21 protein-coding genes are annotated in these 20,493 nt (G+C 63.4%); 14 read left to right on the top strand and 7 right to left on the bottom strand.

Features of this window, described 5'->3' with window-relative positions; genetic code table 11:
• Positions 1–3 precede the first annotated feature (3 nt).
• The 5 genes from GGQ88_RS00515 (at position 4) to GGQ88_RS00495 (ending at position 4,113) form a co-directional block, all read left to right on the top strand.
• Positions 4–1,884, top strand: coding sequence for a hypothetical protein (locus tag GGQ88_RS00515; protein WP_183611075.1), 1,881 nt, complete (start codon positions 4–6; stop codon positions 1,882–1,884).
• Between the two features lie 139 nt (positions 1,885–2,023).
• Positions 2,024–2,191 carry a Com family DNA-binding transcriptional regulator gene (locus tag GGQ88_RS21730; RefSeq protein ID WP_183611074.1) on the top strand — a complete coding sequence of 56 codons (168 nt, stop codon included), beginning with the start codon at positions 2,024–2,026 and terminating at the stop codon, positions 2,189–2,191.
• A gap of 1 nt (position 2,192) precedes the next feature.
• Positions 2,193–2,390, top strand: coding sequence for a hypothetical protein (locus GGQ88_RS00505; RefSeq protein ID WP_183611073.1), 198 nt, complete (start codon positions 2,193–2,195; stop codon positions 2,388–2,390).
• A gap of 119 nt (positions 2,391–2,509) precedes the next feature.
• The gene (locus GGQ88_RS00500) at positions 2,510–3,517 is read left to right on the top strand and encodes a GNAT family N-acetyltransferase (protein WP_221214444.1); all 1,008 of its coding nucleotides are present in this window, start codon (positions 2,510–2,512) and stop codon (positions 3,515–3,517) included.
• Positions 3,514–4,113, top strand: coding sequence for a formyltransferase family protein (locus tag GGQ88_RS00495; protein ID WP_183611071.1), 600 nt, complete (start codon positions 3,514–3,516; stop codon positions 4,111–4,113). Before GGQ88_RS00500 ends, GGQ88_RS00495 begins: the two co-directional genes overlap by 4 nt.
• A 227-nt stretch (positions 4,114–4,340) precedes the next feature.
• On the opposite strand, the gene GGQ88_RS00490 is transcribed toward GGQ88_RS00495, so the two are convergent.
• The 5 genes from GGQ88_RS00490 to GGQ88_RS00470 all read right to left on the bottom strand — a co-directional run bounded on the left by GGQ88_RS00490 (position 4,341) and on the right by GGQ88_RS00470 (position 8,393).
• The gene (locus GGQ88_RS00490) at positions 4,341–5,777 is read right to left on the bottom strand and encodes an AMP nucleosidase (RefSeq protein WP_183611070.1); all 1,437 of its coding nucleotides are present in this window, start codon (positions 5,775–5,777) and stop codon (positions 4,341–4,343) included.
• Between the two features lie 111 nt (positions 5,778–5,888).
• Positions 5,889–6,488 (bottom strand): 50S ribosomal protein L9, encoded by a 600-nt coding sequence (gene rplI / locus GGQ88_RS00485; RefSeq protein WP_183611069.1) that lies wholly within the window; start codon positions 6,486–6,488, stop codon positions 5,889–5,891.
• A 12-nt stretch (positions 6,489–6,500) separates the two neighbouring features.
• Positions 6,501–6,725: a 30S ribosomal protein S18 gene (gene rpsR, locus GGQ88_RS00480; protein ID WP_011445073.1), complete on the bottom strand. Its 225-nt coding sequence runs from the start codon at positions 6,723–6,725 to the stop codon at positions 6,501–6,503.
• 3 nt (positions 6,726–6,728) lie between these two features.
• Complete coding sequence (rpsF, locus tag GGQ88_RS00475; protein WP_183611068.1) at positions 6,729–7,091, bottom strand: 30S ribosomal protein S6; 363 nt, start codon at positions 7,089–7,091, stop codon at positions 6,729–6,731.
• A gap of 141 nt (positions 7,092–7,232) precedes the next feature.
• A complete protein-coding gene (locus tag GGQ88_RS00470) occupies positions 7,233–8,393 on the bottom strand; it encodes an acyltransferase family protein (RefSeq protein WP_183611067.1) in 1,161 nt (386 codons plus the stop codon).
• 155 nt (positions 8,394–8,548) lie between these two features.
• Here GGQ88_RS00470 and GGQ88_RS00465 point away from each other — a divergent pair, with 155 nt between their 5' ends.
• Complete coding sequence (locus tag GGQ88_RS00465) at positions 8,549–10,708, top strand: putative bifunctional diguanylate cyclase/phosphodiesterase (protein WP_183611066.1); 2,160 nt, start codon at positions 8,549–8,551, stop codon at positions 10,706–10,708.
• Between the two features lie 82 nt (positions 10,709–10,790).
• Positions 10,791–11,732 carry a DUF808 domain-containing protein gene (locus tag GGQ88_RS00460; protein WP_183611065.1) on the top strand — a complete coding sequence of 314 codons (942 nt, stop codon included), beginning with the start codon at positions 10,791–10,793 and terminating at the stop codon, positions 11,730–11,732.
• A 6-nt stretch (positions 11,733–11,738) separates the two neighbouring features.
• Here GGQ88_RS00460 and GGQ88_RS00455 read toward each other — a convergent pair whose 3' ends face one another.
• Positions 11,739–12,107, bottom strand: coding sequence for a PilZ domain-containing protein (locus GGQ88_RS00455; protein WP_183611064.1), 369 nt, complete (start codon positions 12,105–12,107; stop codon positions 11,739–11,741).
• A gap of 205 nt (positions 12,108–12,312) precedes the next feature.
• Here GGQ88_RS00455 and GGQ88_RS00450 point away from each other — a divergent pair, with 205 nt between their 5' ends.
• A complete protein-coding gene (locus tag GGQ88_RS00450) occupies positions 12,313–12,846 on the top strand; it encodes a GNAT family N-acetyltransferase (protein WP_183611063.1) in 534 nt (177 codons plus the stop codon).
• A gap of 79 nt (positions 12,847–12,925) precedes the next feature.
• On the opposite strand, the gene GGQ88_RS00445 is transcribed toward GGQ88_RS00450, so the two are convergent.
• Positions 12,926–14,356: a Mur ligase family protein gene (locus GGQ88_RS00445; protein WP_183611062.1), complete on the bottom strand. Its 1,431-nt coding sequence runs from the start codon at positions 14,354–14,356 to the stop codon at positions 12,926–12,928.
• Between the two features lie 86 nt (positions 14,357–14,442).
• Between GGQ88_RS00445 and GGQ88_RS00440 the strand changes: the two genes are divergently transcribed.
• From GGQ88_RS00440 to GGQ88_RS00415, 6 genes are all read left to right on the top strand, one after another.
• A complete protein-coding gene (locus GGQ88_RS00440) occupies positions 14,443–15,264 on the top strand; it encodes an LD-carboxypeptidase (RefSeq protein WP_183611061.1) in 822 nt (273 codons plus the stop codon).
• Positions 15,265–15,321: 57 nt separating this feature from the next.
• A complete protein-coding gene (fabD, locus tag GGQ88_RS00435; RefSeq protein ID WP_183611060.1) occupies positions 15,322–16,257 on the top strand; it encodes an ACP S-malonyltransferase in 936 nt (311 codons plus the stop codon).
• A complete protein-coding gene (locus tag GGQ88_RS21165) occupies positions 16,196–16,696 on the top strand; it encodes a GxxExxY protein (protein ID WP_183611059.1) in 501 nt (166 codons plus the stop codon). The genes fabD and GGQ88_RS21165 overlap by 62 nt, the downstream gene beginning before the upstream one ends.
• 41 nt (positions 16,697–16,737) lie before the next feature.
• Entirely contained in the window at positions 16,738–17,502 is a 765-nt protein-coding gene (fabG, locus tag GGQ88_RS00425) for a 3-oxoacyl-[acyl-carrier-protein] reductase (RefSeq protein ID WP_183611058.1), read from the top strand.
• Between the two features lie 184 nt (positions 17,503–17,686).
• Positions 17,687–18,814, top strand: coding sequence for a DNA polymerase III subunit beta (gene dnaN, locus GGQ88_RS00420; protein ID WP_183611057.1), 1,128 nt, complete (start codon positions 17,687–17,689; stop codon positions 18,812–18,814).
• A gap of 112 nt (positions 18,815–18,926) precedes the next feature.
• Positions 18,927–20,360: a globin-coupled sensor protein gene (locus GGQ88_RS00415; protein ID WP_183611056.1), complete on the top strand. Its 1,434-nt coding sequence runs from the start codon at positions 18,927–18,929 to the stop codon at positions 20,358–20,360.
• Positions 20,361–20,493: the final 133 nt, after the last annotated feature.

Here is a 20,493-nt window from a genome sequence, read left to right as displayed (position 1 = left end):
TCCGTGACGATAGGGGCTAGTCCAACCCAGTGTGGCAATGCCCCTAGCGCTGCCAGCAGCTCCAGTTGGACACTAGCGACAACCGCAACGCTCGATCCGGGCGAAGTTGGCGTCCTGCGTATTGCGCTGGACAACATCACCACGACCGACGGCGACAACAACGAAGTCACGTCGGTCACTGGTGGTGACGGTACCTGGGAAAAGCTGGGCGAATACACCAACAGCCAAGGGGCTGGCGCGGCGGGCGTAACCGTCGCGACGTGGCTGTTTACGCCGTCATCCAGCAACGCATCTGGCACGGTCATCACGATCACGCTGGCCAGCTCACGCACGCAAAAGATCGCGGCGCTGGAGAAGTGGAACGTTGGCGTTGGTAGCAGCCTGCGCCAGACTACTGGGGCGGCACCTGTCGTATCGCAGGTGGACGCAGGCGGCGGATTTGGGTCATCGTCCTTTTCCGGCCTGACGGACGGCGAAAGGCTTTATCTTCGCGTCCTGGGCGCGGAGATGAGCACCACAGCGTCAGTCTCTGCCACCGCAGGTTTCACGGCGCTTTCCACGTTCCGCTCCTCTACATCCAGCCCGATATCCTTGCTGGGCGAGTTTCGGGTCAACACTTCGACCGGCGAGACCAGCAACCCTGCTTTCACGCCTACAGCGGACAAAGCGGGCATTTTCTTTGCGCTGGAAGAGTACAGCGTTGGCGGCGGCGGATCGCCCATAGCTGGCAGCGCCAGTGGCAACATCGGCGCGATCACGGGAAGCGCCTCGGCCAACCTGCTGATCAGTGCGACCGCCAGCGGCAACATTGGGGCCATCACAGGGGGCGCTACGGCGGCCCTTTCGATCCGTGGCAGCGCCAACGGAAGCATTGGCGCGATTACCGGGGCCGCATCCGGGCGTGTTGCCATCAAAGGCAGTGCCAGCGGCAATATCGGCGCAATTACGGGCGGTGGAACGTCCCGGCTGTCAGCCAGAGCCAGCGCAAGCGGCAGCATTGGGGCGATCACCGGCTCGGCCACCGCGCGCCTGACAGTTCGGGCCAGCGCTAACGGAAGCATCGGTGCAATTACCGGTGCCTCATCGGGTAGCAGCAGTAGCGCGCCGCAGACGGTTGGAGCGGCCAACGGTAGCATTGGCAGGATCACCGGCAGCGCCAGCGCCCGCTTGGCGATCAAGGCGATTGCAACTGCCAGTATCGGCGCGATCACCGGCCTTAGCACTGCCCGCCTTACCAGCCGTGGCAGCGTTGCGGGCAGTATCGGCAGGATCACCGGTAGCGCATCAGCGCGGCTTACGATCCGTGCCAGTGCCAGTGGTAGCATCGGCGCGGTCACCGGCAATGCGGGCGGCAGCAGCGGCGCGGCTCCGCAGATCATCGGTGCGGGCGTTGGGAGCATTGGCAGGATCATCGGCGGTGCCGTTGCCCGCTTATCGATCACGGCCAGCGGCTTTGGCAGCATCGGCGCGATCACGGGAATTGCGCGGGCTGGAAGCGGCGGCACTGCCCCTGTCCGGTTCATCTCATTTGCGGTTGAAGCCAAGCCGTTGACGTTTGTGGCCGAGCAGAAAACCTTGGCCTTTGTAGTTGATGAAGATGGAGATCGGCGCGTGAGAAACATGCCAAACAAGATCGTCAGCGAGGTCTGGAAGTGCGGCCTCGACCTTACACCGTGGCTGGCTGGAGGCCGCACAGTTACTGTCCTGCGGCACGAGAATGTGACGGGCGGTGTCCAGGTTGATCAGGTGAGCCTCGACGGTGCTGACACCGGCACGTTCCGGCTGTCTGGCGGCAACCGCAAAGGTACGGCCCAGTTCGACATCGTGGGCGACCTGTCAGACGGAAACACCTTTGGCCAACGCTTTCAGGTCACCTGCATTTAGAAGAATACCGCCCTTACGGGGGCGGCTGAGGTGTTACGAGCACCTCAAACCGCGAGCACGAACTCGCACCTAGAGCTGGCATGCTCAGCTCATCAGCGCCCCCGGCCGTGACGGCGAGGGCATCGATAGGTGCAAAAGAATGAAGGAGTCGTTTCGTTGCGGCGCTTGTAATGCGTTGCTGTTCCGAGCAGAGAATGGGGCGTTGGCGGGCCTTGTCGAAATCAAATGTCGACGCTGCCGCCAGATCAACCAATTGAGGCCAGTGAGCCCGACCCGGAGCGCCAACAGAGCCGCCACCGGAGAATGACATGGGACGCATCAAAGAGGAGGCTGCGCCTACCAGTTCCGGGGCCGCAAGCCCCGGACGGAAGCCACCCGCCCGCAACGGCTACAAGTATCGCCCGCAGTACGGATTGATCGTCCAGTGCCGCGACGAGGCCGACCAGCGGCGGGTCTTCGACCGGCTGAGCAAGCAGGGCTATTTGCCCAAGGTGGTGTGCGTATGAAAGTGGCCGCACACCACCGTTGCGACGATGTGGCGACATATCGTGCAGCCCGCGTGAAATCGCTTTTCAACGTCGACGATCAGGCCACGCGGTTTGACATCGAGGCCGACCTTCCGGGCATGGATGAGGACTGGCAGATCGGCGTGATCGTGGGGCCGTCCGGGTCGGGAAAGACGAGCCTTGGCCGCGCAACCGGGCCGATCTACGAGCCATGCTGGCCGCAATCCTCACCCATCATTGACGCGATTGGGCCTGACCTTCCGTTTGACGATGTTACCGGCGCGCTGTCTGCGGTCGGCCTTGGTAGTGTGCCGACTTGGCTTAGGCCCTTTGGGGTTCTTTCCAACGGGGAGCAGTTCCGGGCGATGCTGGCGCGGCTTGTTTGTGAGGCACCGCCGCTGGCTGTGGTTGATGAGTTCTCGTCGGTAGTTGACCGGCAGATCGCATGCGTTGGCGCGGCGGCATTTGCCAAAGCGTGGCGGCGCGGCACCGGGCGGGCCGTGCTGCTGTCATGCCATTACGATATCCTTGATTGGCTGCAGCCCGACTGGGTTTATGACACGGCGACGGGAACGCTAGAACGGGGGTGTCTTCGACGAAGACCATCGTTTGAACTGGAGATCAGGGAAAGCAACTGGCAGCACTGGCCCCTGTTTGAGCCGCATCACTATCTGAAGCTGCCGCACATGATCGCAGCCCGTTGCTATGTCGGATTCGTTGATGGCCAGCCGGTCGCGCATCTGGGCGTTTCTACGCGGCCTGGACTGATCGAGGCGCGCGCCTGCCGGTTGGTTATCATGCCTGAATGGCAGGGCATCGGCGTTGGGATGCGCTTTCTCAACACCGTGTGCGAGGCATGGGCAGATGGTCAAAACCGGTACGGCAGACGCATGCCGACTCTGTTCCATACCAGCCATCCCGGGCTTGCCGCTGCGCTGCGCCGGGCGAAGGGATGGACGCAGGTGTCGGGCAGGCTACATGGCGAACTGAAGGCGCGAAGCCTTGAAACGCTGCAGCGATCATACGAGCGTGGAAAGATGACCGCTCATAGCCACGGCAGCGGCTTTGGCGGGCACTTCCGCGCCGTACAAGGCTTCCGGTATTTGCTGCCGGAGGACAGGGCGTGAAGCTGTTTATCGTTGGCCAGAAATGGCTTGCCGCGCAGTTTCTGAAGCAATGCCTGGCTGAAGGATTTGAAGTGACCGGCGTGGCCGCGCCCACAGCGGATGATGCGCTGGCGGTCGAGGCCGGGAAGCGTGGACTTTCCGCCCAGGTTGCCGACCGGGTGCTTTCGGCAGGATCGATTCCAGACGAGGTTGATCTGATCTGCGCCGCCCATGCCCATTGCTTCATTCCTGCCGCGACGAGGGCACGGGCAAGGCTTGGCGCGCTCGGCTATCACCCGTCGCTCTTGCCGCGCCATCGTGGGCGGGACGCTATCCGCTGGGCCATTCACATGCGGGAGCAAATGACCGGAGGCACGATCTACTGGATGGATGATGGAGCCGACACTGGGCCTGTCGCGCTTCAGGATTGGTGCCACATCAAACCGGGTGATGACGCGGCCACATTGTGGCGGCGCGATCTGGCACCCATGGGGCTGCGGCTCTATTCCGAAGCGCTGCGCATGGCGGTAATAGGGGCGCTGCCAGCCGTGCCACAAAACGATGAGCTGGCGACGTGGGAGCCAGCGATGCGAGGCGGGCTTCTTAGCCGTTCGTGAGAGCGCCGAAAGAACCCTCTGTCAGCCCAATGAGAAACCCGCTATGCGCCCGGTCATGCCGCAGCGGAGTGCTCTAGTTTGTCTTGTCAAAGACTCCAGAACGTCTCGCCGCGCTACATGCAGTAAGGGTGCCCACCCCCGACCCCTCCCGCAAGCGGGAGGGGGGAAGAAGTGGTGCCTGTTTTTGCCCCCCTCCCGCATGCGGGAGGGGTTGGGGGTGGGCGCTTTTACCGGAATGGTGGCTCGTTGAAGGCGCGGAGTTTGCGACTGTGCAGCCTCGGCCCTTCCTTGCGCAGAAGGGCGCAGGCGGTGGTTCCGATCGCGAGGTGGGCGGCGATGGCTTCCTCGTAGAAGCGGTTGGCCTGGCCGGGTAGCTTGATCTCGCCATGGAGCGGTTTGTCCGAGACGCACAGCAGCGTGCCGTAGGGTACGCGGAAGCGGTAGCCCTGTGCGGCGATCGTGGCGCTTTCCATGTCGATCCCGACCGCGCGGCTGAGCGACAGGCGGCGGGCGGAATGGGTATAGCGTAGTTCCCAGTTGCGATCATCGGTGGTGACGATCGTGCCAGTGCGCATGCGCTTCTTGAGGTCGGTGCCATTGGCGCCGCTGACCATCTCCGCCGCCTGCTGAAGCGCGACCTGCACCTCGGCAATCGCCGGGATCGGGATTTCGGGAGGCAAAACGGGATCGAGCACGTGATCGTCGCGCAAGTAGGCGTGAGCGAGGACGTAGTCGCCGATCTTCTGGGTCGGGCGAAGGCCGCCGCAATGGCCGATCATCAGCCACGCCTCGGGTCGCAGTACCGCGAGATGATCGCAGATGGTTTTGGCATTGGACGGGCCGACGCCGATATTGACCAGCGTGATGCCCGACTTGTCGGGCGCGACGAGGTGGTATGCCGGCATCTGGTGTCGCCGCCATGCCGTATCGGACAGGCGTGCGCGCGCGTTGTCGGTCGCGGCATCGAGGAACAGGCCGCCCGCGCCAGTCAGCGCGATATAGTTCGTGCCGTCAACCTGCTGCGCGGCCCAATCGACGAATTCATCGACATAGCGGTGGTAGTTGGTGAACAGGATGTAGCGCTGGAAATCTTCGGTGCTGGTGCCAGTGTAATGGGCAAGGCGTGCGAGGCTGAAGTCGGTGCGCAGTCCGTCGAACAGCGCAAGCGGGAATGGGCCGTCACCGATCAGATATTCCCCATCCGCAATCTCGTCGCCGATATGGGCAAGATCGGTCGTCGGAAAATGCTTGGCGAGTTCTGGCGGGCTGACACTGCCGATCTGCGCGCCGTACGCACCGTCGAGTACGTAGGGGAACGGCATTTCCTGGTGCGAGCGCTCGACCGTGATTTCGACGTCGAACCCGGAGCGGATCACATCGATCTGTTCGGCCAGGTAATCGTCGAACAGGGCGGGGCGCGTGACGGTGCAGGCGTAAGTGCCGCGCTGGGTCAGCCGTCCGAATGCCCGTCCGGTCGCCTCGTGCGCCGGATCGCCGCGAAAGGTGATAACCAATTGCGGATAGCAGTAGCTGCCGTCGAGGCGGCGTTCAGGCGGGGGCAGCGTGCCGTCGTTGGCATAAGCGGCTATGTCGGCCCTGAGCAGCGCGACGGCCTGATCGTAGATGCGGGAGAGGTCGGCGATTATCGTTTCAGTTGAATCCATCGCCCATGCTCTAGCCGACCATTGCTACTCTGCAAAGTCATGGCACCCAACGAAAAAGGGGCGCCCGGTTGGGGCGCCCCTTGATCTTGTAGCCGCTGCGGAAGCGAAGCCTCAGGCTTCGGTTTCCTCAGCAGGCTCGTCCAGCATGTCGGACGAGATTTCGCCCGGCTCTGCGTTCGGATCGTAGGCTTCGGTGAAGCCGCCGACATCGGTGTCGAACATGGCGGCCATAACGTCCACGCCCTGCGACTGCAGCGCGGCTTCGTCGGCCGAACGTGCGACGTTGACCTTGACGGTCACCGACACTTCGGGGTGAAGCGCGACCTTGACGTCGTAGACGCCGAGGGTCTTGATCGGGCGTTCGAGCACGACCATCGACTTGTTCACCTTGGCGCCCAGTTCGTTGAGGCCGTCGGCGATGTCGCGGACCGAAACCGAGCCGTAGAGCTGACCGGCGTTCGACGACGCACGGATCAGCACGACTTCCTTGCCCTCGACGTTGGACGACTCGCCCTTCGCGTCTTCACGACGCGCTGCGTTATCGGCCTCGATGCGGGCACGGTTGGATTCGAACACCTTGCGGTTGGCGTCGTTGGCGCGAAGCGCCTTCTTGTTGGGCAGCAGGAAGTTGCGGGCATAACCGTCCTTGACGGTCACTTCGTCGCCGATGGCGCCCAGCTTCTCGATGCGCTCGAGCAGGATGATCTGCATGGTGTGCGCTCCTTACTTGACGATGTACGGCAGCAGGCCGATGTGCCGGGCGCGCTTGATCGCCTGGCTCAGCTCGCGCTGCTTCTTTGCCGAAACGGCGGTGATGCGCGAAGGCACGATCTTGCCACGCTCGGACATGAAGCCCTGCAGCAGACGCACATCCTTGTAGTCGATCTTCGGAGCGTTCTTGCCCGAGAACGGGCAGCTCTTGCGACGGCGGAAAAACGGACGGGCCATCTCTTATTCCCCTTCGCGTTCGCGACGGCGAGTACGCTCGCGGTCGTTCTTGCGCATCATTACCGAAGGACCACCTTCGTGCTCTTCGACACGGACGGTCATGAAGCGGATGATGTCTTCGTTGATCGCGGTCTGACGCTCGAGCTCGAGGATGGCAGCACCCGACGATTCGATGTTCAGCAGCACGAAGTGCGCCTTGCGGTTCTTCTGGATCTTGTAGGCCAGCGAACGGAGACCCCAGGTCTCGGTCTTGACGACCTTGCCCTGGTTGGCTTCGACGATTTCGGTGGCTGTGGCTGCCAGCACATCGACCTGAGCCTGGCTCAAGTCTTGGCGCGCCAGAAACACATGCTCGTAAAGCGGCATGCTTTTGCGTCCTTATCTATTCAACCGATCGCTGGCTGATCCGCGGGATTGCGGGGCCCCTCCGGCTTTCTGCTTGGGGTATCACCAGGAATGCCCGGCGAAGGGGTGGCCCTTAGCGAGTTGACGCTGGAATGCAAGCGTTCAGTGGACGGGCTGCACGGCGGCGGAGGCGGGGAGCGCCATGGGGCGGGCAGGAGCGCCGCAAAACAGCATCGCGGTGAGGCTGGTCGAGCGCACGGCGAGGAAGCTGGCGACCGACAGGACGAGCACTGCGGCGGTGGCGAGCAGCCATTGCAGCTCTGCCGCGACCGGCAGGGCGCGCGCGTGCGGGAGGATCAGCATCGCCCAGACGAGGTGGAACAGGTAGATCGCCAGCGCGCCGTCCACGAAGAAGGTGATCGTGCGACTGGGACCCCGGATCAGCGCGGCGAGCAGGCGGAACAGTGCGAGCGACAGCAGGTAGGCAAGCGGCAATTCTATCGCGCGCATGACCAGCATTCCGCCGAGGCTGGGGTAAATTTCGAGGCCAAGCGCCGGGCGGATCAGCGGGTCGAGCGGGATGTAGATCGCCAGAAGCAGTGCTGCTGCGGGCAGGACGGAGCGGTTGCGCAAGGCGAACAGCTGTTCTCCCAAGCGGCCATGCCACGCCAGCACCCCGAGCGTGAACCCGGCGGAGTGGAACACGAACTGCTGCCACAGCAGCGTTTCACTGGGCGCATCTGGGATCGGCGGGAGCAGGAGTTCGGTGGCGACCCTGACCAAGCCCCAGACCGCCAGCGCGAACAGCAGCGCGATACCGCCGAGGCCCTGCAACTGCAGCGCCTTGACCAGGCGGGGGCTTGGCGTGATCCGCGAAAGCGGGATCGCGATATAGGTGAGGCAAAATCCGAGCAGGACGAACAGGAACCACAAGTGATCGAGCGCCACCGGAAGCCCGAGGAAGTGCGGCGACGGCTTGTGCAGGAGCGAATCCTGAAGCTGGAACTGGATCAGGCCCAAGGTCGCCAGGCTCGCCAGCAAGGGCAGGCCGAGACGACGCATGCGCTCGGCAATCCACGCTCCCGCGCCTTTGCGTTCGCGCATCATCGCGGCGAAGTATCCCGCCAGCATGAAGAACGCGAACATGCGGAAAGCGTGCGTGATCGAGGCGTAGGCGCCGATGCCGAGCGATGTCTGGAAGGCGGTCGCGGCGGGCTCGCTCTCGAAGATCGCCTTGGTCGCGACGTGGAACGGCAACCCGAGCAGCAGCAGCAGCGCGCGGGCAGCGTCGAGGTGATGCAGGCGTTTTACCGGCTGTGTCATGGGCGCGCCCATAGCGACTCGAGCGGCAGAATGCGAACGGTTCGTTTGCTGAGTATGCGTCGCAGAGCGCGGGTCACCGTCAATTAGGGACGCGGTAACGAACAAAAGTTATAGCGTGAGTTCAGATCGAGTATCGAACCAGGCGAAATCAGGGAATGCCGGTCAGGGGAATCATCAAACGGTTGTCGCGCGGGCAGCCGGATACCGAGGGCACGGTGGCGCCGTCTCCGGCGCGGGTCCGGTATGCGGACACTGCGGATGCCCGCCTCATGATGCTGGATGAGTTCGAACAGGCTGGACTGGCGTGGCTGTGGGCGACCGACGCAGGCGGGAAGCTCTCGTACTTGTCCGCGACGGCCTGCGTCGATGCGAGCGGTTTGTACGGCGTGCCGCTGACCGCGGTGGTGGAAACCGACATTGAGGATCCCGAGGCGAGTGCGGCCAGGCCATTGAGCTTTCTGCTGTCGACCCATGCCCGCATCGCCGATCTGATCGTGCGGTTTTCAGGCGCAGCGGGCCAGGATGGCCGGTGGTGGGCGTTGTCGGGACATCCGCTCAAGCAATCCGACGGCACGTTTGCCGGGTATCGCGGTTTCGCCCGGGACGTGACCCGCGAATATCGCCGCAAGCGTGATGACAGCAAGGCGGCGGAGTTCGATTCGCTGACCGGGCTGTTCAATCGCTATCGCATGACGCGCAGGATTGACGGAATGCTGGCAGCGTTCCGTCCGGTTGGACGGTGTTGCGGGCTGATGATGCTCGACCTCGATCGGTTCAAGCACGTCAATGATACCATGGGCCATCCCGCAGGGGACGAATTGCTGCGACAGGTTGCCGAACGCTTGCGCAAGGTCGTCGGCGATCGCGGCGAGGTCGGGCGGCTGGGCGGTGACGAATTCCAGATCGTGCTGCCCGACCACGACGATCGCGGACGACTGGGCGAAATTGCTGCGCGCGTGATCCAGATGCTCTCGCAGCCCTATGTCATCGAAGGCAAGCGCGCGGTGATCGGCGCTTCGGTCGGGGTGGCGGTCGCCCCGCATGACGGCGATGACCGCGAAACGCTTGTCGCATCGGCCGATCTTGCGCTCTACGCCGCCAAGAACGGCGGGCGCGGCCAGTTCCGCTTCTTTGGCGCCGAACTCAAGGACGAGGCGCTGGAGCGCACGACGCTGAGCGAGGACTTGCGCGAGGCGCTAGGCAGCGACGAGATCGACCTGCATTACCAGCCGGTGGTGCGGATCGAGGATAACATGGTCGTCGGCTTCGAGGCGCTGATGCGCTGGAACCATCCCGAGCGCGGCGCCATCCCGCCGGCGGTGTTCATCCCGGTAGCCGAGGAGACCAATCTGATCGTCCCGCTGGGCGACTGGGCATTGCGCCAGGCTTGTGCCGATGCCGCGGACTGGCCAGCCAGCGTGCGCGTGGCGGTCAACGTATCGGCGGTGCAATTTGCGGTGCCGGGGTTCGTAACGAGCGTGGCTTCGGCGCTGGCGGCCAGCGGGATCGACCCCGACCGGCTTGAACTCGAACTGACCGAGACCGTGTTCATGCGCGACAGCGAAGCGGTGGACGAGGTGTTCGCTGCGCTCAAGGGGCTTGGCGTTCGGCTGGCGCTCGATGATTTCGGCACCGGCTACTCGTCGCTTAGCTATCTGCGTTCCGCGCCCTTCGACAAGCTGAAGGTCGATCGTAGTTTCGTGGAGGCGTGCGCGTCTCGCGACCAGAACAGTGCCAAGATCATCGCGGCGATCCTCGGATTGGCCGACGCGCTGGACATGGAAACGACGGTCGAAGGCGTCGAAGCCTTCGACCAGCTTGAGGTCGTGCGCGAGCGAGGGGCCAAGCTGGTGCAGGGGCACATTTTTGCGCGCGCCATGCCACTCGAAGAGGTCAACGAGCGGGTAGCATCGGGCGATCTCAAGATCGAACCGGACGGACCGAAGCGGCACCGGCCCGAGCGTCGTTCGGTGTTCCGCAGGGTCGGCGTGATCCACGAAAACTGTCGTTATGAGGCTTTGATGCGCGATCTTTCGCGCACGGGTGCCCGGGTCGACGGGCTCTTGGGCGTGCCGGTCGGAACAGGGTTGGTGCTCGATCTGGGCGGCGGGCAGCTGGTCGTATCGAATGTTGTGCGATCGGAGGGAGCCGTGGTCGGCGTCGAGTTCGAAACGCCGCTGACCAGCGACGGGTCCGGGGGGCTGTGCACCCGCCATCGCGTGCCACCCAGCGTTCTGGCTGCAGCTGCCGATCCAGGCGGCGCGAAGGCCAAGCCGCATTTCGTGCAGGTGGCGGTACCGGGGTCGCGGGTCTGACTGGGGTAGTGCGGACCCTTGCGCTTGTTCGGGCGTTCCCTCACACATCAACGCCTCAACCGCCAAAGGATAGATCCACCTCATGCCAACCGGCCTGGTCGCCCTGCTCGACGACATCTCCGTTATCGCTCGTGCCGCGGCCTCATCGCTCGACGATGTCAGCGCTGCCGCCGCCAAGGCCGGGTCGAAGGCGGCCGGCGTGGTGATCGACGATGCCGCAGTGACGCCGTCCTATGTCACGGAATTCACCCCCGATCGCGAGTTGCCGGTCATCGCCCGAATCGCCAAGGGCAGCCTGTTCAACAAGCTGGTGATCCTGCTGCCGATCGCTTTGCTGCTGAGCGCGCTGCTGCCGGTGGCGATCACGCCGCTGCTGATGATGGGTGGGTTGTACTTGTGTTTCGAAGGCGCGGAGAAAGTGCTGGAGAAGCTGGGCGGGGCGAAGCACGGCGAAACGCTGGAGGACAAGCCGACCGACGTGACGGCGTTCGAGAACGAGCGCGTTTCGGGCGCGATCCGCACCGATCTGATCCTATCGGCCGAAATCATGGCGATCGCGCTGGCCGAAGTGTCGGGCGAAGGCATCGTGCAGCAGGGAATCATTCTTGCCGTGGTCGGCATCGCCATCACGGTCGCGGTTTATGGGGCGGTCGGGCTGATCGTGAAGATGGACGATATCGGGCTGCACCTGTCGAAGAAGCCATCCGCTCTGGCGCGGAGCTTCGGGCATTTTCTGCTGCGCGCGATGCCGGTTCTGCTCGTGCTGCTGGCAACGGTCGGCACGGCCGCGATGCTGTGGGTCGGCGGAGGCATCATTCTTCACGGGCTGGAGGAACTGGGCGTCCATGGCCCGGCAGGGCTGGCGCATGCGGCACAGCACGCGGTCGAAGTTGCAACCGGCCCGGTCGGCGGTGTGCTTGGCTGGCTGACCTATGCCGTGGCCTCGGCTATCGTCGGGCTGGTGCTGGGCTCGATCGTTGCGGTCGGCGTGCACCTTGTTGCCAAGGCGCGCGGCAAGCTCTGAGGCCGCTCAGGCGGCGTGACGGACCGGCGCTTGCTTGGGCGGATTGCCCTCGCGGTAGTGCTTGATCGCGAACTCGCTCACGATCAGCTGGAACACATCGTCGTGCAGGGGATGTTCGAATTCGATGCCGCTGACCTTGTCGCGCGACCAAACCACGAAGGCCATCTTGGCCTGAAGGCCAGGGAGCAGGATCTGCAGCGGCTCGTCCAGCCGCAGCTTTTCCAGACCTTCGATCCGGGCGCCGTACTGGTTGAGATCCTTAAGGATAACCGTTGACCGTGTAGCACCGTGCTTGCAGCGCACCGGAAGCTCGATTCCGACGCGCGGCGCGCGACGGTGGGCGACGAATTCGTCGCTGTCAGTATCGAGCCACATCGCTTTTCCTCCGCTTGCGTTAACTACACTCCTTAGTACGGCCGGGATCCTAAGATTTTCAGTGCAGGGGTATGATCGTTTTGTGCATCTGCCGGTGCGAAGTTCGCAAATGCTTTGATGTCAAATGTTTGCGCTGGATCAATAGTTACGCGCGCCAACGCTTTAACAGGCGGCGGACACCTTGTGATCCCGAAGGAGCGCACAAATGACCATCCCGAAAGCCGCCGTTGCGGCCGCGATCGCCCAACTTTTCACGCGTGACGGCGTCATGCTGGACGTACGGCAAGCATCAACGGACGATGAGGCGCTGCTCGAAGCGTTCTTCGATGACGTCAGTGCCGAGGACCGCCGTTTCCGCTTTCTGGCGGCAAGCACGCACATCGGCCATGGCCAACTCGTGCCGCTGACCGACGTCGATCACTGGCGCACCGAAAGCTATCTGGCGTTCGAGCAACAGCACGGCACGCTTGTCGCATCGGCGATGCTGGCTTGCGATGCGCGTATGGATACAGGCGAGATCGCCGTGTCGGTCCGCACTGCCTATCGTGGTCGTGGCGTGGGCTGGGCCATGCTCGACCTGCTGGCGCAAGAGGCGGAAAAGCGCGGGTTGAAGCGCGTCATCTCGATCGAGGATCGCGACAACCATGCGGCCATCGAACTGGAGCGCGAGAAGGGCTTTGTTGCGCACGGCATGGAAGACGATCCCCATCTGGTGATGCTGGAAAAGCGCTTCGATTGAACGGCTTGAGCCCTCGGGTCGCTTCGAGGGGCGAGGGCCGCTCGCGTGAGCGCGATCGGCTCCTTGCCGTCGGACGTTCCTAGCGAAGGCTCGAAATGATGTCCTTTGCAAACAATGACAGCGTGTCGTCGCGCGCGCCCATGATGACGATGCGGTCGGCAGGTTGCGCGAGCTGGACGATGCGTGTGGCGCAGTCAGCGCGGGCGGGGATGTATTCGGCATTGCCGCCGAGATGGCGGATCAGATCGGTGATTCGCTCCGATCCCGCCGAGCGATCGACCGTGCCGCCGAAATAGACCGGGTCGCACAGGATCGTGGTGTCGTTGGGGCCAAGCGCGGTGGCGAGGACTTCGGCGAGCTCTGCGCCCATCTGGCGCAACGGGCCGTAACCATGGGGCTGGAAGAACGCGATGATCCGGCCTGGGTGGGCACGCAGCGTGGCGAGTGTGGCCGCGACCTTCTCCGGGTTGTGGCCGAAGTCGTCGATAACGGTGATGCCAGAGGCGGTGGTGCCGACGATGTCGAAGCGGCGCGCGAGGCCTGTGAAGCTGGCGACATGGTGGACGGCATCGGCGACGGGCACCCCGGCGGCACTGGCAGCAGCGATCGCGGCGAGCGCGTTGGCGAGGTTGTGGCGCCCGGGCACACGCAGGTTCAGCGCATGGCGCTTGCCCTCGCGTGCGTCGACGACCGTCGCGGTGATTGAGGTGGGCCCTTCGACGATCGAGGCTTCGGCGACCGCAATGTCGGCAGCCGCGCGCAAGCCGAACGTGATTGTCGCATGGGCGCATCCGGTCAGCGCGAGGCTTTCGGCATCGTCGGCGTTGATGACGGCGATTTCGGCTCGGGTCAGGAAGTCGCCGAACAATTCGCGCAGTTCCTCGAGGCTCTTGTGGTCGAGGCTGACGTTGTTGAGCACCGCGACAGTCGGGCGGTAGAGCGCGATCGAGCCGTCGCTTTCATCCACCTCGGATACGAACACGCCGCCCGATCCGACCCGTGCCGACGCGAAGGGCGTGCCTGGAGCGACGAAGTTCTTCATCACTGCGCCGTTCATGATCGTGGGGTCGCACGCCGCCTGCGTCAGGATCCAGCCGATCATGCCGGTGACGGTGGATTTGCCGCTGGTCCCGCCCACCGCGATGCGCTGCGGGCTGGCATTGAACAGCGCCGAGAGCAGTTCGGCGCGGCTCATCCGCGCGCAGCCAAGATCCCTGGCCCGGATCATTTCCGGGACGGTATCCTCGACTGCCGCCGAAGCCACAAGCACCTGTCCAGGCGATGTCACCCCAGATCCGTCCTGCGGAAACAGCGCGAAGCCGAGGCTTTCAAGCCATGCGAACTTCTCCGGCGTGCGCCCTTGGTCGCGGCTGCGGTCCGATCCTGCGACGCGCGCGCCAAGTCCCTTGAGGATCAGCGCCAGCGGCAGCATCCCCGATCCGCCGATACCGCAAAAGAACCAGTCGCGGTCGGTGAGGCTGTCGGAGGGGCTGTCGGCAAGGTTCGTCATGGGCTAGCGGTATTCGCGAGCGCGCCCGGTGACAACCTCCCGATTGCGGCTTTCGTCGTGCCCGGTAACCGGGCTAGGATGCCTGCGTGAACCGACGTATCGCCATCTGCGCTCCATCGACCCCTTTTACGCGCGACGATGCGGCGCAGGTGCTCGCGCTTGCGCAAGCCGAATTCCCCGCGCTGGACCTGGTGTTCCACGATCAGTGCTTTGCCAGCGCAGGGCACTTTGCAGGGACCGATGGCGAGCGTCTGGCCGCATTCGTCGCCTGCGCCAGCGATCCTGCCTTCGATGCCGTGTGGTTCGTGCGCGGCGGCTATGGTGCCAACCGGATCGCGCAGGACGCGCTGTCCTTGCTCGGCCCGGCGGCCCACACCAAGCAATACCTCGGCTACTCCGACGGTGGCACCTTGCTTGGCTTGCTCTACCGCGAGCGCATCGGCCGACAGGTTCATGCTCCGATGCCGACCGACATCAGGCGGGCAGGGGGCGAGGCGGCAGTTCGGCGCACGCTCGGCTGGCTGAACGGATCGCGCGACGGGCTGGAACCCTCGCTGGACGGAACGACGCCTGCCGTCGCCTTCAACCTTATGACGCTCGCCATGTTGTGCGGAACACCGCTGATGCCCGATCTTTCCGGGCATGTCGTGATGGTCGAGGAAGTTGCCGAATATCACTACGCGGTCGACCGCTTGCTGTTCAACGTGACGGCCTGCCTCGCCTCGGCAAACGTCGCGGGCCTGCGGCTTGGCCGGGTCAGCGATGTTCCCGAAAACGACCGTCCGTTCGGGTGTGGGGTCGAGGAAATGGCGCGCCACTGGTGCGACAGAACGGGCGTCGCGTTTCTCGGCCGTGCCGACATCGGGCATGATATCGACAACAGGATCGTGCCGTTCGGTCTTGCCTGACTGCCGAGCGCGGCATAGGGCGCGGCCCCGTCAGCGGGCATGAAAGTGGAGAGTGAGATGCGAGCATTCGTTTTTCCGGGGCAGGGCAGCCAGAAGGTCGGCATGGGTCTCGAACTGGCGCAGTCCAGTGCGGCGGCCCGCGAAGTCTTTGAAGAAGTCGACGAGGCGCTCGGGCAGAAGCTGTTCAAGATCATGAGCGAAGGGCCGGACGACGCCCTGCTGCTGACCGAGAACGCCCAGCCTGCGATCATGGCCAACGCCATCGCGGTGCTGCGCGTGCTCGAGCGCGAGGGCGGCATTTCCCTGGCGGACAAGGCTGACTTTGTCGCGGGCCACAGCCTTGGCGAGTACACTGCGCTGTGCGCTGCGGGTGCGTTCAGTCTGGCCGATACGGCGCGGCTGTTGAAGTTGCGCGGGCAATCGATGCAGGCGGCGGTGCCGGTGGGTATCGGCGCGATGTGCGCGCTGCTGGGCGCCGATATCGAGAAAGCGACCGCGCTGGCCGAGGCTGCGGCAGAAGGCGAAGTATGCACCGTCGCCAACGACAATGATCCCACACAGGTCGTGTTGTCGGGCCACAAGGCCGCGATCGAGCGCGCGATCACAATGGTCAAGGATCATGGAATCAAACGCGGCGTGCTGCTGCCGGTCTCCGCGCCGTTCCACTGCCCGCTGATGCAGCCCGCCGCTGATGCGATGGCCGAGGCGTTCGAGAAGACCCCACCGGGGCCGTTGCGTGTGGCGCTGTTTGCCAATGTGACCGCAGCAGTGGTCACCGATCCCGCCGACGTGAAGCGCCTGCTGGTCGAACAAGTCACCGGCCGCGTCCGCTGGCGCGAAAGCGCGATCGCGATGAAGGACGCGGGCGTTGAGCAGTTCGTGGAACTGGGCGGCAAGGTCCTCGGCCCGATGATCACGCGCTCTGCGGGTGATGTGGCGGTCACCAGTGTCGTGGGGATGGGCGATATCGAGGCGCTGTTGGCGGGGTTGTAAGCGGATAATTCGCGCAGAGACCGCAAAGCACGCAGAGAGGACGCGAATCATTGATATCGACGCGATCAGCTCGGAAGTAGTCGGCGAGGCTATAAAAATCCATCGCCAGCTTGGTCCAGGTCTGCTGGAGAGCGTATATGAGACGGTTCTAGCGGCTTCATTGTCGAGGCGCGGGTTTATGGTGGCTCGGCAAGTGCCAATCGCTATTGAGTACGACGGATTAACGATCGACGCAGCTTTTCGGGTTGATCTCCTCATCGAGGCCAGATTGGTTGTTGAAATCAAGGCGGTCGAGCAGATCCAGAAAGTTCATGCCAAGCAGCTTCTGACGTACCTTCGACTCATGAAACAGCCCGTCGGATTGCTCCTGAACTTCTCGGGCCTTACCATGAAGGAAGGCATCCGCCGATTGGTCAATAACTATCAGCCAATCGATTAATCTCTGCGTTCTCTGCGCGAAAAACAACTTCGGAGCTTGAAATGGAAAACCGTCTTTTCGATCTTACTAGCATGACTGCGCTGGTTACCGGGGCTGCTGGCGGCATCGGGTCGGCTATCTGTCATGCACTCGCGCAGCAAGGCGCGCGGTTGGCGCTTTCGGGGACCAATCCTGGCAAGCTGCGGGCGTTCCGGGAAGAGTTGAACGAGCTTTACGGGCGCGATTGCGTGGAGATCACGTGCGATCTTTCGAACACGGAACAGGTCGAGCATCTCGTGCCTGCCGCGCTCGACACCATGGGCAAGCTCGATATCCTGGTGAACAACGCGGGGATCACGCGCGACAATCTGGCGATGCGGATGAAGGACGAGGAGTGGGACGCGGTGATCCGGGTCAATCTCGAGGCCGCGTTCCGGTTGATGCGGGCGGCGACCAAGCCGATGATGAAGGCGCGGTTCGGGCGGATCGTGACGATCACCAGCGTCGTCGGCGCGACCGGAAATCCGGGGCAGATCAACTATGCTGCGGCGAAGGCCGGACTTGTCGGCATGTCCAAATCGCTGGGTCAGGAATTGGCCAGTCGCAATGTGACGGTCAACTGCGTGGCGCCGGGGTTCATCCGCACCGCGATGACCGAAGTGCTGCCTGACGCGCAGAAGGACGCGCTCAACGCGCGCATCCCGATGGGCCGGATGGGCGAGGGGAGCGACGTCGGTGCGGCAGTTGCATACCTTGCATCGCGTGAGGCGGGCTACGTTACCGGGCAGACGGTCCACGTGAATGGCGGCATGGCCATGATTTCCTGACCGGAATCGTTGGGGTATCAGCGGTTTTATCCCCAGCTTAGACCGGTCGGGCGAGGGCGGCGCTTGCCGAGTCCGGCCCTCGCGCTAAGACAGATGGTCCGAACCGTATGCCGGGGACGCGATTCCTCGGCTCTGTCAACGCACGGGGACGGGCCTTGCCCGCACCTGGGGGGATCGAGACGAAATGAAGGCGACGATTGAACGCGCGACGCTGCTGCGCTGCTTGTCCCACGTCCAGTCGGTGGTCGAACGCCGCAACACCATTCCGATCCTGTCGAACGTGCTGATCGAGGCATCGCCCGACAACCGGGTGCGTCTGATGGCGACCGATTTGGACCTGCAGATCATCGAAAGCATGGCGGCGGTCTCGGTCGAAACGGCCGGGGCGATCACGGTTTCGGCGCACCTGCTGTTCGACATCGCGCGCAAGCTGCCCGATGGCAGCCAGGTTTCGATCGAGACGGCGGACAACCGCATGGTGGTCAAGGCTGGGCGAACGCGCTTTCAGCTGCCCACGCTGCCGCGCGACGATTTCCCGGTTATCGTCGAGGGCGACCTGCCGCACAGCTTCGAAATTCCCGCGCGCACGCTGGCCGAACTGGTCGATCGCACGCGCTTTGCAATCTCGACCGAGGAAACACGTTACTACCTCAATGGCATCTTCCTGCACGTATCGGACGACCAGCAGCCGGTGCTGAAGGCAGCGGCGACCGACGGTCACCGGCTTGCCCGTTTCACCATCGCCCGCCCCGAAGGCGCCGAGGGCATGCCCGACGTGATCGTGCCGCGCAAATGCGTGGCCGAACTGCGCAAGCTGCTCGAGGAGGTGCTCGACACCGCCGTGTTGATCGACCTTTCCGCGAGCAAGGTGCGCTTCACGCTGGGTGGCGAAAACGGTGTTGTGCTGACCAGCAAGCTGATCGACGGGACGTTCCCCGATTACAGCCGCGTGATCCCGACCGGGAACGACAAGCTGCTCAAGCTCGATCCGCGCGCGTTCTTTGAAGGTGTGGACCGCGTGGCGACGATTGCGACGGAAAAGACGCGCGCGGTCAAGATGGCGCTCGACAACGATCGCGTGACGCTGTCGGTGACCAGCCCGGACAACGGCACGGCAGCAGAAGAGATTGCCGCCGATTATTCGGCTGCAGGATTCGAGATCGGTTTCAACGCCAATTATCTTAAGGACATCCTCAGCCAGATCGACGGTGATACGGTCGAACTGCATCTGGCCGATGCCGGTGCGCCGACGCTGATTCGCAAGGACGACAAGTCAGCCGCGCTTTACGTTCTGATGCCGATGCGCGTCTGATTTGATTGAATTGATTAACATTTTGCGCCGATCGGCCAAGTAACGGTCCCTTGGCCCCGGACGTTATTTGTTGACTGTAATGTGCGACATATCCTTGATCAGGAGTGTCCACATGACCGTAAAAGTTGAAAAAGCGCAAATTGCCAAGAAACTGAGTTTTTTCAGGATTGGCCGCGATGACTTCGCGCGTTTTCCCGGCATTGCCAAAGCGCTTGAAAAGCACGCGCCACCCGCACTTGACACATTGTACGATCAAATAGCGGCAACCCCTGAGACCGCGAAGTTCTTCAAGTCCCGCCAAGGCATGCAGCACGCTCGCAACAAACAGATTGAGCACTGGGCCGGGATGTTCAAGGGCGAGGCTGACCAAGCCTATTTTCGCAGCGCAGAAGTTATCGGCAATGTTCACGCCCGGATCGGTCTTGAGCCCGGTTGGTACATCGGCGCCTATGCCGCCGTACTTGAGCGAGTCATTACCGGCATGTTCTCGGGTGTGACCAGCATTTTTGGTGCCAAGCGTCGAGCCCGTTTGGTCGGGACGATGATCAAAATGGCGTTGCTGGACATGGAAGTGGCGATTTCGGCATACTTCAAAGCCGAGGACGCCGCACGGATCGCGGTTATCGACCAGGTCAGCGCCACGCTTCGGGCAATGTCGGACGGAGATTTTGCGACACACGTTCCCGATCTGCCAGCGGCATTTGCGGAGCTTCAGCGGAATCTCGATGAGATGCGGCAACAGGTTTCCAACGCCTTGGGTGACGTGGCCAGCAGTTCAATGACGGTGGGCGTCGGTGCCAAAGAAATCCGGCAGGCTTCGGACGATCTGGCGCGGCGGACCGAGCAGCAGGCGGCCAGTCTGGAAGAGGCGTCGGCGGCGATGACCACGCTGGCATTAACCGTGCGCAGTTCTGCCGACGATGCGGCGCATATGCACGGTTCGGTACAGGAGGCGCACGGCGAGGCGATGAAGGGGGGGGCGGTCGTCGGCGAGGCCGTCGCGGCAATGAACGACATTCATGATTCGGCACAGGAGATCGGCAAGATCATCTCGGTGATCGACGGGATTGCGTTTCAGACCAACCTGCTTGCGCTCAATGCTGGCGTCGAGGCGGCGCGCGCGGGCGAAGCGGGGCGCGGCTTTGCCGTCGTTGCAACTGAGGTGCGCGCACTGGCAGCACGGACGGCAGATGCCGCGCGCGACATCAAAGTGCTGATCAGCGCCAGTTCGACTCAGGTCGAACGCGGGGTCAACCTCGTGGGACAGACCGGAAACACCTTCGCGCTGATCGTCGAACAGGTGGGGCATGTCGCGGAACTCGCCAGCAACATTGCGAGCATGTCGAGCGAACAGGCGGTGAGCATCGGCCAGGTGCGCGAGACGGTGCGCGAGATGGACACGATGACGCAGCAGAACGCGGCGATGGTCGAAGAGGCGACAGCCGCCGCGCGCAGTCTTGCCAGCGAATCCCAGCAGCTTGCGACGCTTGTCGAGCGCTTCCGGTTGGAGGAACAGGGCAGCGAACCACTACGGCGCGCGGCCTGAGTTTCAGATATCAACCACGATCTTGCCGAAGTGCGCGCCGCTGGGATTGCACCGGGGTAGCGATCGCTGAAGTCGGGAAACCGGTCAGCATGTTACGCATCGAGCAATGCCGACGCGCAAACGCGGATGGCCT

It is taken from the genome of Novosphingobium hassiacum (assembly GCF_014196055.1).
GTDB lineage: Bacteria > Pseudomonadota > Alphaproteobacteria > Sphingomonadales > Sphingomonadaceae > Novosphingobium > Novosphingobium hassiacum.
Note: the sequence above shows the minus strand (reverse complement) of the source record. Positions and strands in the feature narration are given on the sequence as shown.